The 14,973-nt window shown below is 40.6% G+C and carries 13 protein-coding genes; 10 read left to right on the top strand and 3 right to left on the bottom strand.

The features are described from left to right. The first annotated feature begins 28 nt into the window (after positions 1-28). Positions 29-1,192, top strand: coding sequence for an ATP-grasp domain-containing protein (locus AX662_RS01745; RefSeq protein WP_060971447.1), 1,164 nt, complete (start codon positions 29-31; stop codon positions 1,190-1,192). 52 nt (positions 1,193-1,244) lie between these two features. Here the strand turns inward: AX662_RS01745 and AX662_RS01750 are convergent, their stop codons facing one another. Next, positions 1,245-2,327: a DEAD/DEAH box helicase gene (locus AX662_RS01750; protein WP_060971448.1), complete on the bottom strand. Its 1,083-nt coding sequence runs from the start codon at positions 2,325-2,327 to the stop codon at positions 1,245-1,247. 91 nt (positions 2,328-2,418) lie between these two features. Between AX662_RS01750 and udk the strand changes: the two genes are divergently transcribed. The 5 genes from udk to mprF all read left to right on the top strand — a co-directional run bounded on the left by udk (position 2,419) and on the right by mprF (position 8,827). Beyond that, positions 2,419-3,054 (top strand): uridine kinase, encoded by a 636-nt coding sequence (gene udk / locus AX662_RS01755; RefSeq protein WP_002890688.1) that lies wholly within the window; start codon positions 2,419-2,421, stop codon positions 3,052-3,054. A 36-nt stretch (positions 3,055-3,090) separates the two neighbouring features. Further along, positions 3,091-5,010: an ABC-F family ATP-binding cassette domain-containing protein gene (locus AX662_RS01760; RefSeq protein ID WP_060971449.1), complete on the top strand. Its 1,920-nt coding sequence runs from the start codon at positions 3,091-3,093 to the stop codon at positions 5,008-5,010. Positions 5,011-5,099: 89 nt separating this feature from the next. Beyond that, on the top strand, positions 5,100-5,360 hold the full coding sequence (locus tag AX662_RS01765; RefSeq protein WP_002883990.1) for a YiaA/YiaB family inner membrane protein: 261 nt from the start codon (positions 5,100-5,102) through the stop codon (positions 5,358-5,360). A 195-nt stretch (positions 5,361-5,555) separates the two neighbouring features. Further along, positions 5,556-6,275, top strand: a complete 720-nt coding sequence (locus tag AX662_RS01770; protein WP_060971450.1) for an alpha/beta fold hydrolase — start codon at positions 5,556-5,558, stop codon at positions 6,273-6,275. After that, positions 6,272-8,827, top strand: a complete 2,556-nt coding sequence (mprF, locus tag AX662_RS01775) for a bifunctional lysylphosphatidylglycerol flippase/synthetase MprF (RefSeq protein ID WP_060971451.1) — start codon at positions 6,272-6,274, stop codon at positions 8,825-8,827. Before AX662_RS01770 ends, mprF begins: the two co-directional genes overlap by 4 nt. 54 nt (positions 8,828-8,881) lie before the next feature. Here mprF and gatD read toward each other — a convergent pair whose 3' ends face one another. Both gatD and murT read right to left on the bottom strand, forming a co-directional pair. Continuing rightward, positions 8,882-9,670, bottom strand: a complete 789-nt coding sequence (gatD, locus tag AX662_RS01780) for a lipid II isoglutaminyl synthase subunit GatD (protein WP_037600521.1) — start codon at positions 9,668-9,670, stop codon at positions 8,882-8,884. Beyond that, positions 9,670-11,013, bottom strand: a complete 1,344-nt coding sequence (gene murT, locus AX662_RS01785; protein ID WP_060971452.1) for a lipid II isoglutaminyl synthase subunit MurT — start codon at positions 11,011-11,013, stop codon at positions 9,670-9,672. Before murT ends, gatD begins: the two co-directional genes overlap by 1 nt. Before the next feature lie 101 nt (positions 11,014-11,114). Here murT and cdaA point away from each other — a divergent pair, with 101 nt between their 5' ends. From cdaA to AX662_RS01805, 4 genes are all read left to right on the top strand, one after another. Beyond that, positions 11,115-11,966 (top strand): diadenylate cyclase CdaA, encoded by an 852-nt coding sequence (gene cdaA, locus AX662_RS01790; protein WP_060971453.1) that lies wholly within the window; start codon positions 11,115-11,117, stop codon positions 11,964-11,966. Continuing rightward, positions 11,963-12,928, top strand: a complete 966-nt coding sequence (locus tag AX662_RS01795) for a CdaR family protein (protein WP_002890696.1) — start codon at positions 11,963-11,965, stop codon at positions 12,926-12,928. The genes cdaA and AX662_RS01795 overlap by 4 nt, the downstream gene beginning before the upstream one ends. Before the next feature lie 220 nt (positions 12,929-13,148). Further along, positions 13,149-14,501 (top strand): phosphoglucosamine mutase, encoded by a 1,353-nt coding sequence (gene glmM / locus AX662_RS01800; protein ID WP_060971454.1) that lies wholly within the window; start codon positions 13,149-13,151, stop codon positions 14,499-14,501. Positions 14,502-14,503: 2 nt separating this feature from the next. Then, a complete protein-coding gene (locus tag AX662_RS01805) occupies positions 14,504-14,944 on the top strand; it encodes a GtrA family protein (RefSeq protein WP_013990768.1) in 441 nt (146 codons plus the stop codon). Positions 14,945-14,973 lie beyond the last annotated feature (29 nt).

The following is a 14,973-nucleotide window of genomic DNA, read 5'->3' on the forward strand; positions in this document are numbered from 1 at the left end:
CTAAATAACTATAAAAGAGGAATTACTAATGAATTATCTTGTTATTTCACCATACTATCCACAAAACTTCCAACAGTTTACAGTTGAACTTGCTAATAAGGGCATCACTGTTCTTGGTATTGGTCAAGAGCCTTATGAACAATTGGATCAACCTTTGAAAGAGGCTTTGACTGAGTACTTCCGTGTAGACAATCTGGAAAACTTGGATGAAGTTAAACGTGCGGTAGCCTTTCTTTTCTATAAACACGGACCAATTGACCGAATCGAATCTCATAACGAATACTGGTTGGAATTGGATGCTGCTCTTCGTGAACAGTTCAATGTTTTTGGTGCTAAGCCAGAAGATCTTAAGAAGACTAAATTTAAGTCTGAAATGAAAAAACTCTTCCAAAAAGCTGGAGTTCCAGTTGTACCTGGTGCTGTCATTAAAACTGATGAAGATGTGGATAAAGCTGTGAAAGAAATCGGTCTTCCAATGATTGCTAAGCCAGATAATGGGGTTGGTGCAGCTGCAACCTTCAAACTTGAAACAGAAGATGATGTCAATCACTTTAAGGCTGAGTGGGATCATGAAACAGTTTATTTCTTTGAAAAATTTGTAACATCAAGCGAAATCTGTACTTTTGATGGTTTGATTGATCATGATGGTAATATTGTCTTCTCGACAACTTTTGATTATGCCCACACACCTCTTGACTTGATGATTTACAAGATGGATAATTCTTACTACGTTCTTAAGGAAATGGATCCTAAGTTACGTAAGTATGGTGAGGCAATTGTCAAAGAATTTGGTATGAAGGAACGTTTCTTCCATATTGAGTTCTTCCGTGATGGTGACGATTATATTGCTATTGAATATAACAACCGTCCAGCAGGTGGTTTCACAATCGACGTGTATAACTATGCTCACTCTTTCGATTTGTACAAGGGGTATGCGGATATCGTTGCTGGCGAACCATTCCCAGCTTCTCAGTTTGAGCCACTTTACTGTTTGGCGACTTCACGTCGTGCAAACTCTCACTATGCTTATTCAGAAGAAGAACTTTTTGATAAGTATCGTGAACAACTTAAAGTTAAGAAAATCATGCCTGCAGCCTTTGCAGAGTTGCAAGGTGACTTCCTCTATATGTTGACAACTCCAAGTCGTGAGGAAATGGAACAAATGATTGAGGACTTTGGTAAAAAAGCCTAATCTGTATATGTTAAAAGCACTTCAGAGTAAACTGAAGTGCTTTTGTCGTGCCTTATTTTTCGTGAAGTTCTTGATTTTTAAGAACCAGTTCTGAAACTTTGGCGAATTTTTTAAGTTTTTTGAGGTCTTCTGGATGGGTTACAAAGCTAATGACGCTGCCTTCATTTCCCATACGACCAGTACGTCCTGCACGGTGAGTATAGGCTTCGCGATCTCGAGGAATATCGAAGTTGATGACTACCTCTAGATTTTCAATATCGATGCCGCGTGCCAAGAGGTCAGTACCTAGTAAGAGTGAAATCTCATGATTCTTGAATTTTTCCAAGATAACCTTACGGAATTTGACGTTGATGTCACTAGCCAATGATACCGCTGAAGCCCCGTTAAATTGGAGGCGTTCTTCAGTAGCCCCAAGGTCAGATAGACTGTTAAAAAAGACAAGGCCACGGAAGTCAGGGATATTGGAGAACTTACGGAGAAGTTCGACACGGTTACGTTTATCAACACTGATATAATAATGTTTGATGGTGTCAAGTTCTTGATCAGATAGGTCATAAACGATGGTATTTTCGACAAGATTTTGATCATCAATTTTGTTGGTTGCCGAAATATAAATCATTTGATGGTCACGAGGAACATGGTGGCTGATTTTTGTCACAAAGTGGTATTGGCTATCACTGAGAAGCTCATCAAATTCATCTAGGACGATGGTGTTGACATTCATCATCTTGATCTTTTTGAGTTTAATCAGCTCAAAGACACGGCCAGGTGTTCCGATGAGAATTTCCGGTCCTTTCTTCAGGCGTTCAATTTGTCTCTTTTGACTAGAGCCAGAAAGGAAGAGTTGGGCAGTGAGTCCTAGTGGCTCAGCCCATTGTTTGGTCACATCAAAAATCTGTCCAGCAAGCTCTGAATTGGGTGCTAGGATAAGCAATTGCTGAGATTTTTTGGGCTTGAGTGAGAGGAGCAATGGGAGAAGGTAGGCTAGAGTCTTACCTGTTCCTGTAGGACTGATACCTAGGATATTGTCTCCTTCAGTGATTGGTGCAAAGAGTTCTTTTTGAATGGCAGTCTCTGTAGTGATTCCTTTTTCTTTAAGGAGGTCTTGCCATTGTTCAGGAAAGTTTTTAAACATAAAAGTCTCATTTTCTATATGGATTTGCTTTTATTATATCATGATTTAGTGTAGAATAAATAAGAAAGACTATATTAGATAGGAATTTACCATGCCTAAAAAACCGATTATTATTGGGGTTACGGGTGGCTCTGGTGGAGGTAAGACCAGTGTTTCTCGTGCCATTCTATCAAATTTTCCAGATGAGAAAATTGCTATGATTGAGCATGATTCTTATTATAAGGATCAGTCACATTTGACTTTTGAAGAGCGTGTATCAACTAACTACGACCATCCCTTTGCCTTCGATACAGATCTTATGATTGAACACATCAATGAGCTGATTGCTGGGCGTCCAGTGGATATTCCGATTTATGACTACACCCAACACACTCGTAGTGAAAAGACTTATCGTCAGGAACCACAGGACGTCTTCATTGTTGAAGGGATTTTGGTACTTGAGGATAAACGCTTGCGTGATTTGATGGATATCAAGCTTTTTGTAGATACTGATGATGACATTCGTATTATCCGTCGTATCAAGCGTGACATGGAAGAGCGTGGCCGTAGCTTGGATAGTATTATTGAGCAATATATCAGTGTGGTTAAACCTATGTACCACCAGTTTATCGAACCTACGAAACGCTACGCAGATGTGGTGATTCCTGAAGGTGTCACAAATACTGTTGCTATCGATTTGATTAATACTAAGGTAGCAAGCATTTTGAAAGAAAGTCAGAAAGCCTAAGCAGGAGCTTGGCTTTTTTGGTATAATTGAAATGTTATGATTATTTTACAAGGAAACAAGATTGAGCGCTCTTTCTCAGGGGATGTGCTCTTTGATAATATTAATATTCAGGTAGATGAACGCGATCGTATTGCCCTTGTTGGACGTAACGGTGCTGGGAAATCAACCCTATTGAAAATTTTGGTTGGAGAGGAGGCGCCGACAAGTGGTGAAATCAACACAAAACGTGATTTGAATTTGTCTTACTTAGCTCAGGATAGTCGCTTTGAGTCTAGCAATACCATCTATGCGGAAATGTTAAATGTTTTTGCAGGTCTTCGTGCAGACGAAAAACGCCTTCGTAACATGGAAATGAAGATGGCTGAGTTAACTGGGGCAGACTTGGACAAGTTAATGACTGACTACGATCGCCTTTCTGAGGATTTCAGACAGCGAGGTGGTTTTACCTATGAATCTGATATCAGAGCCATTCTCAATGGTTTTAAGTTTGATGAAAGCATGTGGGAGATGCCTATTTCAGATCTTTCTGGAGGGCAAAACACGCGCTTAGCTTTGGCGAAAATGCTACTTGAGAAGCCTGAACTCTTGGTACTGGATGAACCGACTAACCACTTGGATATCGAAACCATTGCCTGGTTGGAGAATTACCTGGTCAATTATCAGGGAGCTCTAATCATTGTCAGTCACGACCGTTATTTTTTGGATAAGGTGGCGACAGTAACCCTGGATTTGACCAAACATAGTTTAGATCGTTATGTCGGAAACTATTCAAAATTCATGGACCTTAAGGCTGAAAAGTTGGCCACTGAAGCAAAGAACTTCGAAAAACAACAAAAGGAAATTGCTAAGTTGGAGGACTTTGTTAATCGTAATATTGTCCGTGCTTCTACAACTAAGCGTGCTCAAGCCCGTCGTAAACAGCTAGAGAAAATGGAACGTCTGGATAAGCCAACAGAAGGCCAGAAGTCAGCTAATATGACTTTTCATGCGGATAAAGTCTCTGGGAATGTGGTCTTGACAGTTAAGGATGCTGCTATTGGTTATGACGATGAGATTCTCTCAGAGCCTATTTCCCTGGATGTTAAGAAGATGGATGCCATTGCCATCGTTGGTCCAAATGGTATCGGGAAAACAACCTTTATCAAGTCGGTAGTGGGTAAATTGCCTTTTATCAAGGGAACGTCAACCTATGGTGCTAATGTTGAAGTGGGGTATTATGATCAAACCCAATCTGCCTTGACACCGTCGAACACAGTCCTTGATGAGCTGTGGAATGATTTTGCGACGACTCCTGAAGTTGAGATTCGTAATCGTCTGGGGGCCTTTCTCTTCTCAGGTGATGATGTCAAAAAGTCTGTTTCCATGCTTTCTGGTGGTGAGAAAGCTCGTCTGCTCCTAGCTAAATTATCAATGGAAAACAACAACTTCCTCATCCTAGATGAGCCGACCAACCACTTGGACATTGATAGTAAGGAAGTCTTGGAAAATGCCCTCATTGACTTTGATGGAACGCTTCTCTTTGTCAGCCATGACCGTTACTTTATCAACCGTGTGGCAACCAAAGTGATGGAAATTTCTGAGGATGGGGCAACCATTTATCTTGGAGATTACGATTACTACCTTGAGAAGAAGACGGAGCTTGAAGAGTTAGCACGTCTTGAAGCAGAGGAAAATCAAGTATCAGAGGAAGTCCAAGTCGCTTCAGCGGGTGCTACTGATTATCAAGCTCAAAAAGCCAATCAAAAAGAGATGCGTAAATTAAGCCGACGCATTGAGCAAATTGAAAATGAGCTAGAGACGATTGAAGAACGATTGGAGGAAATCTCTGCTGCCATGCTTGAAACAAATGACGTGGCAGAATTGTCTGACTTACAGAAAGAGCTGGATGACTTATCAGTTTCTCAAGAGGCTCTGATGGAAGAGTGGAGTGACCTATCAGAACAATTGGAAAGTTAAGGGATGATGAGAACCTTTTCATGTTTTGAGTTGTGAAAGGCTTACATTGTTGGTATAATAGTTTTAGTATATAAAAGGAGACTAACTTTATGAACAAAGTAAAGAAAAAAGTGTATCGTAACACAACATCTTTCAACATGATGGCATGGGGATCATTTGCCTTCTTCGTAATCTTGATGTTGGTAGGCCTTTATACCCTTAAAGAGCCTTTGATGGTTAAGGGTTACTACCTCATGGGATGTGTTGGTTTGATTTCATCTTCATTTACAGTATCTAAAGTTGTCCGTGATAACCAAGAAGATGAAGAAAACTATAATAAGCTCATCGCTCAACAAACTTTCGAACAATAAGAGGAGAAGCCTGAAAAGGCTTTTTCTTTTTGCAGAAAATGCACAAATATTCTGACTCTTCCCTAGTGGAAGTGTTATAATGGAGTGAAGAGGGTTAGATGATTTTGGAATGAGATAAGTCCAATTCATTATCCCAAATGCCTTATAAGACTAATTATCGTATAAGAATGCGTTAGTGAAAAGGTAGGTAATCTTATGGAATTCAAAGTGAAAGATGGTCAAATCATCTATTATCGTGATCTCGGTAAAGGCTTTCCAATTGTTTTTTTGCATGGCAATAATTTGTCAGGAAATTACTTTGGTAAGCAAGGAATTCTGTATCGAGACTATCGTTTAATTTTCATTGATAGTCGTAATCACGGCAGGTCCAGTCGTCAGAGTGTTAAGATGACCTTTGAACAGATGGCTGCCGATTTGGAGGAAATTTTGCAATATTTGAATATCAAGAAGGCCTTATTTGTCGGTCATAGTGACGGTGCTAATTTGGCTATGGTTTATGCTAGTCGTTATCCTGACCGGATTGCGGGACTCCTACTTAATGCAGGGAATATGACCTTTAATGGGTTGACGAGACGCTCAAGATTCGCGGTCTATATACAATATCTTTGCTTAAAAGCCTTGTCACCATTTTCATCTAAAATGGATATCATGGCTCAGGTAACGGGTCTGATGCTTCATGACTTGCCGTTAGATAGGGAACGTCTACATCAGGCTGCCTATCCTGTTTGGGTAGTTATGGGGCAAAGGGATGTTATCAGTATTAGGCATTCTAGAGAGATTTCAGAGCTCTTTCCGATTCATAAGCTCTATGTGCAACGTCGTGAAGGGCATCGTCTAGCTCAACGTAAATATAAGGTCTTTAATCAAATGATTCGTGAGCTTGTGAGAATTAGTCGAAACGAGGTGGTGGCATGAAGCGTCTTTTAGAGAGACTTCAACCTTTAAAAGCAGCCGTTAAATCCATCTTCTTTATCTCGATTACGGTTCTTGTCGTCATAGAATTGGTTCGTCTAAAACGGACCATCACTTTAGAGTCACTGGAGTCAGCTCTGTCCGGTTTGTCTATTTGGCATCTTATTTTGATGGCTGTCATCGGACTAGTCGCTGTCTCCCCCATGCTCTTTTATGACATCATACTGAATAAGGAGCTAGAAACGGATTATTCCAAATCCTATATCTTAGAAACAAGTTGGGCTGTCAATACCATTAATAACTTGGCTGGTTTTGCTGGTTTGGTCGATGTGGGACTACGATATTCCTTTTATTCTGAGGATGGGCAGGAAAAGACAGGTGTTAAGGCACTTTCTCGTTTATTGCCTTATTTTATGTCGGGTCTATCCCTTTTAAGTGGTTTGGTATTCGCTGTCTTTTGGTTCTTTCCTCTAAGTCCGGATTTAAGAAAGTATTGGTTACTCTTATTGGGTATTTTCCTTTATCTGCCTTTTATTTTCTTTGTTTCTAGTCGAGAAAAGTTAGCCTATTTTGGTCAAGTACCATTGAAAACGAGGCTAAGTCTTCTTTTAGCTTCGACAGCTGAATGGGGAACGGCCCTGGGGAGCTTTGTCAGTGTGGCTTATTTAATGGGCTTACATGTTCCACTTTATAATCTGGTTCCACTTTATTTCCTAGCGGTTATTATTGGTATCTTCTCTATGATTCCGGGTGGGATTGGTAGTTTCGATTTGATTGTGATTACCGGTCTGACCTCTATGGGGGTTAGCAATGCTCTTGCGGTTAGTCTGCTCTTGCTCTTTCGTTTAACCTACTACGTTATTCCCTTCTTGCTTGGTGTTGTCTTCTTTTTCAAACACATGGGAGGACGTATCAACGAGAAATACTTCAAACTTTCTTCACGAGTATTTGGTGGAAGTCTCCACCGTTTTCTCGTCTATTTGCTACGTTTTTTAGGGATTTTCTTGATTTTGTCTGCCCTAATCCCTGAACGCTTGGCTAATGTCTACTTTATTAGCCGTTTTGATCCTATTCAGGAGCAGTTGATTTGGCAATTCCCAAGTATCCTATTTGGAACCCTATTTGTTTTCATGGCTCGTCTCATTAGACGTCGGGTTAAGGGTGCTTTTGTTGCCTCCTTGATAACCTTTGTCTTGGCCTTAATTTATGTCAATCTCAATGGTATTTCATGGGCCATGTCTTTCCTAATTTTACTCTCTTTGGTGCTTATGTTGATCATTAGAAAGAGGTTGTATCATCGTTACTTTGTTTATAGTTGGGAAGACAAAACCAAGGATTTTCTTTTCCTAGCCTTTACGATTCTGGTTCTTCTCGTTTTGGGTGGCAGTGGTTTTTGGTCTCATTTGTTGCCACCTAAGAACCGGGATGTTCTTGGACATTTTGTTCATATTTGGTTTGATATTTTACTGGCATCAGTTATCATTGCAACCATAGTTTGGGGAGTCTTGAGAATTTTGGCACCCCGCAGGCCTTTTGGTCAAAGCATGGATGATGAGCGCTTCACAGCTCTCCTTGAGAAATATGGAGGTGCATCAGAAAGTGCCCTGGCTTATTTACATGATAAACGCCTCTTTTGGTATCGTGTCGATGGACAAGACCAGGTAGTTTTCCAATTTGCACAAACCAGTAACAAGTGTGTGGTTATGGGAAATCCGATAGGTAATGAAAACTATTACCGAGCAGCTTGGGAATCTTTCTTGAAGACCTTATCCGATTGGAATTTACAAGCCTTGTTTTATGAGGCAGATGAGAGTATTACCCTAATGCTTCATGATTATGGCTTTGATTTTATGAAATTTGGGGAAAATGCCATGGTTGATTTGACGTCATTTTCTGTTGATGGTAAGCATGGTAAGAAGTTCCGTAAGCCAACCAATCGTGTTGAAAAAGCAGGTTTCCAGTTTAAGTTACTTGATCCTCCATTTTCAGAGACTCAGATGCAAGAAATGAAGGCTGTCTCAGATATTTGGCTTAACGGTCGTAAGGAGAAGGGTTTCTCCCTTGGTTTCTTTGATGTAGCCTATTTGCAGCAAGCACCGATTGCTATTGTTGAGAGTGAGGAGGGAGAAATTGTAGCCTTTGCCAATATCATGCCAACCAAAAACAAACGTGTGGCAACGATTGACCTTATGCGTTATGACTTTGAAAAGGCTCCTGAAGGCATCATGGATTACCTCTTTGTGAAACTCTTCCAGTACTTCCAAGCAGAAGGAAAGCAGTATTTTGATATGGGAATGGCTCCACTTGCGAATGTGGGTACTGAAGAAGATAGTTTTTTGGAAGAGAAGGTTGCCAATTTGGTCTATGTCTTTGCGCAGCGTTTTTACTCTTTTAGTGGGCTCCAACGTTATAAGGAGAAGTTCTCTCCAATTTGGTCTCCCAAATACATTGTTTATCCTAAACGAACTTGGCTCTTGTTTGATATGATTGCCATTCTAAGGATTGATAATCGAAAAATTGAAGACAGATTGAAGAAAAGACGACTTTGGAAATAGATATGAAAAAATAGCGAAACCCTTAGGGTTTCGCTATTTTGCTATGTCATAGAATTATTTTTCAAATTCTGCTTTTGATTTAGTATCTGCGTATTCTTCAGCGACTTCGCTTGAAAGAATGTCATTGTAACTTGGCAATTTAATGTCTTGGCCATATTTGTTACGAAGGGCAGTAGTGACCAAACGGTAGGCCAGGTTGGCGTTACGAGAAAGAATTGGTCCATGGAAGTAGCTACCATAAACATTTTTATAGTGGACACCCTCAGAACCGTCTTCCTTGTTATTACCATTACCGTAGACCACTTTTCCTAGTGGTTTCTCATCATCAGAGAGGAAGGTACGCCCTTGGTGATTCTCAAAGCCATAGTAAGTTTCATCGAACTCTTCGTTATGGATCTTGATGTCACCAATATAACGATTATTTTCTTGATTGAGGGTGTAGTGGCCCATAACACCGATACCATCAATGCGAACACCATTAGCCTGGATGTAATATTGACCAAGAAGTTGGAAACCACCACAGATGGCAAGAATTACTTTGTTATCTTGGATGAATTGACCAATAGCCTCACGCTTAGTTGGGAGGTCTTTAGCAACGATGGATTGTTCGTAGTCTTGACCACCTCCAAAGAAGACCATGTCGTAGTGGTCCTTGTCGAAGTCATCACCAACTGAAACGATGTCGAAGGTCATCTTAGCACCAAGTTTTTCACCCACGTATTTGATCATAAGGACATTTCCGTTGTCACCGTAGGTATTGAGTAGATTACCATAAAGGTGGGCAACATTTAGGTCATAGGTGTAGTCACGATTTTCTGGAGATTTGAGTGAAGTATAAGTCATTAGTTCATCTCCTTTCCGACAGCATGACGTTGGGCAAGAATATCACGGAATTCAAGCATGGCAGTATAGGTCGCTAAGATATAGGCATGATCGCAATCTTGTTTTTCAATCAAGACCATAATATCTTCAAGTTTTTCTGCTTGCGTAATCTTTTCTTCTGGATAGCCGGTTACACGAAGACGGCGGGCAATTTCAGAATGGCGAACACCACCAGCGTTAATCTCAGGGATATCCATCTCGAGAATGCTTTCGAAGTTGGCATCCCAAATCCAGCTGGTGTCAATACCATCAGCATAGTTGGCGTTAAGAAGGACTGACAAGCTAAATGGATAATCTGAAAGTTTAATCATATCGAGAGCTTGGCTGGCTCCTACTGGATTCTTAATTAGTACGAGAGTACATGATTTGTCACCAATCTTAAAGGTTTCTTGGCGTCCAAAGACAGCACGACTCTTATCAAAACCAGCCTTGATTTGCTCTGGAGCTACTCCGAAGAATTCAGCGACAGAGACGGCAGCAAGGGCATTGTAGATGTTATAAAGACCACCGACATTAATCTTGTAATCTTGTCCATCAATGACAAATTCAGAAGTAGTGTTAGTGATTTTAGTCAACTCTGTTAGCTTATAGTCTAATTCTGGACGGTGGAAGTCACAGTTGAGGCATACATAGTAACCCAGATTAGCATAAGTATTGAGGCGATACTGAAGAATGCTCTCACATTTAGGGCAGACAATTCCTTCGGTATTATAATGCGCCAGCTCTGGAGCGTGTTTTTCAGTGTCAAAACCATAGAAGCGTACAGGATTGACCACTTCTTTAGAATTAAAGAGAGGACTGTCTCCATTGGCCAAAATAGTGGCCTCAGGTGCCTTAGCAGCACCATCTAAAATCATCTGATAAGTGGTATAGATTTCACCATAGCGGTCCATTTGGTCACGGAAAATATTTGTGAAGACAAAAAGACTTGGAGTGATGTATTCAGTGATTTTTGGAAGGCTAGCCTCGTCAATTTCCAAGACAGCGATTTTCTTACCAGACTTGGCTTTTTTTGCTGTTAGGAAAGTAGAAGTGATTCCTGTGATCATGTTGGCTCCACTAGGGTTGGTCACAATCTCACCAAAAGCTTCTTTAAGAATTCCTACTGTTAAAGCTGTTGTCAGAGTCTTACCATTGGTTCCAGTGACAACGACAATCTCGTAATCCTTGGCTAAAGTGTCTAAAATATCTTTGTCAAATTTAAGGGCGATTTTTCCAGGCAGGGTTGAGCCACGTCCCAATTTTGAAAGGACGAAATGGCTAGCTTTTCCCGCCAGAATTCCCATGGTAGTTTTCATAGTCATGAATTTATTTTATCACAAAAAGTAGTGATTGTAGTCTCAAAATAGTTAGAATTCGTGGTATAATAGAAACTGTTTAAAAATTAAAAGAAAGTGTGATATGTATGGGAATACTTTCGTCCATTGATATTGATTTTTGGCGGTCACTCTTTGATAGTCCGCTGAAAGTTATCGTCAATAGTTTGGACATATTGATTGTTGCTTTTTTAATTTATCGCTTTATTAGGGCCCTACGAGGGACAAAAATTATGACCCTTGTTCAAGGGGTTGTCTTGTTTATTTTAGTCAAACTGATTTCTGATTTTATAGGCTTCACGACGATTTCTTATTTGATGAATCAGGTTATCAACTATGGAGCCATTGCGGCGGTTGTAATCTTTGCACCAGAGCTTCGTTCTGCACTTGAAACCTTTGGACGGACACCTCAGCATTTTTTGCAAAATAAAGAGGTTAGCTCAGACGAGAAGTTGGTTCAAGCCTACGTTAAAGCTGTTAAGTACATGAGTCCTCGTAAGATTGGGGCGCTGGTTTCTATTGAACAGACTCAGACCTTACAAGAGCAGATTGTGACTGGGATTCCACTTGATGCGGTGGTGACTGGGGAACTTTTAATTAATATATTCATCCCAAATACACCGCTTCATGATGGGGCAGTTATCATCAGAGATAACAAGGTTGCGACGGCTTGTTCTTATCTGCCATTGACGGAATCTAATAAGATTTCCAAAGAGTTTGGGACTAGACATAGGGCTGCTATTGGTCTTTCAGAACAGACAGATGCACTGACCTTTGTTGTGTCTGAGGAAACTGGTGCGATTTCAATTGCGTACAAGGGAAATTTCATCCATGATCTCTCTGTTCAAGAATTTGAACAAGAGTTGAGTCTTATCTTGTTGAAAGAACAAGAACCACGTCAGTCATTCTTCCAACGTTGGATGGGAGGTAGCAAAAAATGAAGCGTTTTGTAAATTTCTTTAAAAACGATCGTCTATGGCAGATGCTAGTTGCTCTCTTCTTTGCTGTGGTACTCTTTTTCACGGCATGGTCGGGAAATACGCAAAATAAAAACAATAGCTCAAGTGCATCTAATACCTTTACACAAACCGTTGAGTCGGTTCCTGTGGATATTAAATATGATAGTGATAAGTACTTTATCAGTGGTTATTCCTATGATGCCGAAGTCTATTTGACAGCGACAACACAGCTGGCTTTAACGACTGAGACAAGTAGTGATACGCGTCACTTTAAATTAGTTGCTGATTTGTCGAATCTGGGTCAAGGAACCAGTCGAGTACCTATTCAGGTTAAGGATCTTCCAGCTGGAATGTCTGCGCAAGTATCGCCATCAACCTTGACGGCGACTATTGGTAAAAAAGCCAGCAAGACCTTTGACGTTGTAGCTAACATCACATCAGATAAGTTAGCAAATGGCTATGAAGTTAAAAAAGTTAGCTTGGATGCAACCAAGGTAGAGGTGACTTCGAGTGAAGATATCATTAACCAGATTGATCATGTTCAAGCAGTATTGGAAGGCGATTCCAACCTGTCTGAAGATTATGATGGGAACTTGGTCCTTCAAGCAGTTTCGACAAATGGAACAGTCCTAGCAAGTTCAATCTCACCAGCTAAGGTGCATGCCAAGATTAGTTTGCGAAAATTAAGCAAATCTGTTCCTGTTAAGGTCGAACTGACTGGAGATAAGGCTAGCAATGTGTCTAGTATCAGCTATAGCTTTAATCGTGGACATGTGACTATTGTTGGTAGCCAAGAAGCTATGGATAAGATTGATAGCATTACAGTCCCTGTGGACATTAGCCAAGTGACTAAGGACACTTCAAAAACAATAGACCTTAAGGCAGAAGGTGTTACGGTTCAGCCTGGCACTGTTAAGGTTAACTTAAAAGTTACGCAAAAATAGGGGAGTTACATTTTTCCTAAATTCATGTATAATGGATGGGATTGAGAGGGACTAATCTCATAAAAATGTAACCAATTAAAAATGTTTAAAATCAAGGGTTGAAAATATTGGCGAAATCTTATAAAGTTAGATTGTCTAGATAGATTTCACTAGATTGACTCTTGCTAAACAGCATCACAGTTTAAGGAGGATTTAGTGCTCAAGCACTAATAATAAAATTATGGGTAAATATTTTGGAACAGACGGTGTTCGTGGAGAAGCAAACGTTGAACTTACGCCTGAATTGGCCTTTAAATTAGGCCGTTTTGGTGGTTATGTGCTTAGCCAACATGAGACTGGCCGTCCTAAAGTTTTTGTGGCACGTGATACACGTATCTCTGGTGAGATGTTAGAATCTGCCTTAGTAGCAGGTTTGCTCTCAGTGGGTATTGAAGTCTACAAACTTGGAGTACTTGCGACACCTGGCGTCTCATACTTGGTCCGTACGGAAAATGCAAGTGCTGGTGTTATGATTTCAGCCAGCCATAATCCAGCTCTTGATAATGGTATCAAGTTCTTTGGTGGAGATGGTTTTAAATTGGATGATGCGCGTGAAGCGGAAATTGAAGCCCTTCTCGATGCTGCAGAAGATACGCTTCCACGTCCTTCGGCTGAAGGACTTGGAACACTTGTGGATTATCCAGAGGGTCTTCGTAAATACGAAAAATTCTTGGTAGCTACAGGTGTTGACCTCGGTGGCATGAAAGTTGCCTTGGATGCGGCTAATGGAGCAGCTGCGGTATCTGCACGTAACATTTTCCTTGACTTGAACGCAGAAATCTCTGTTATTGGTGACCAACCTGATGGCCTTAACATCAATGCTGGTGTTGGTTCGACACACCCAGAGCAGTTGCAAGCCTTGGTTAAAGAAACTGGCTCAGCTATTGGTCTTGCCTTTGATGGTGACAGTGACCGTCTCATCGCTGTTGACGAAAATGGTGATATTGTTGATGGTGATAAGGTGATGTATATCATTGGTAAACATTTGTCTCAAAAATGCGAGTTGGCTAAAAATACTATTGTAACAACGGTTATGTCAAACCTTGGTTTCCACAAGGCACTTGACCGTGAAGGCATTAACAAGGCAGTGACTGCTGTTGGTGACCGTTATGTTGTCGAAGAAATGCGTAAAAACGGCTACAACCTTGGTGGTGAACAGTCTGGACACGTTATTATCATGGATTACAACACAACTGGTGATGGTCAATTGACGGCAATCCAATTGACTAAAGTCATGGTTGAAACAGGTAAGAGCTTGTCTGAATTGGCTTCAGAAGTGACCATCTATCCACAAAAATTGGTTAATATCCGTGTGGAAAATAGCATGAAAGATAAGGCTATGGAAGTTCCTGCAATTGCCGCTATCATTGAAAAAATGGAAGCTGAGATGGCTGGAAATGGACGTATCTTGGTTCGTCCAAGTGGTACTGAACCTCTTCTTCGTGTTATGGCAGAAGCACCAACAGATGATGAAGTGAACTACTATGTTGATACGATTGCCGATGTTGTTCGTGCAGAAATTGGATTGGACTAAGTATGATAGCTAAGCTCAGAGCCTTCATGGCCACCGAAGTTTTCAAGTACCTGTTCTTTGGTGTCTTGGCAACTTTGGTTTATATGGTCAGTCGTACTTTGATTTTCCAGTTTACCCAACAAGGAACACTTTCAGCAGTCTTAGCGAATGCGATTGCCATTATCTTTGCCTTTTTTACAAATGACATGTTTGTCTTTAATCAGGAAAAGACAGGTATGGTTACGCGCTTTGTTAAGTTCGTGGGTGCTCGCCTATTGACCTTGGTCTTGGATTTGGCTCTGGCCTATTTCTTGGTCGATACCTATCCAGAAATTATTGGTCAATTTGTTGGTCATAGTCATGCTTGGGTAAACGGTATCGAGAGCCTCTTCTCTCAGGTCCTTATCATTGTATTGAACTATATTATTTCTAAATTCTTCGTCTTTACAGGCGAGAAAGTATAAGCAAAAAGGAAGTTGTTAGGAAATGTGTT

Source organism: Streptococcus sp. CCH5-D3 (genome assembly GCF_001556435.1).
Classification (GTDB): Bacteria; Bacillota; Bacilli; order Lactobacillales; family Streptococcaceae; genus Streptococcus.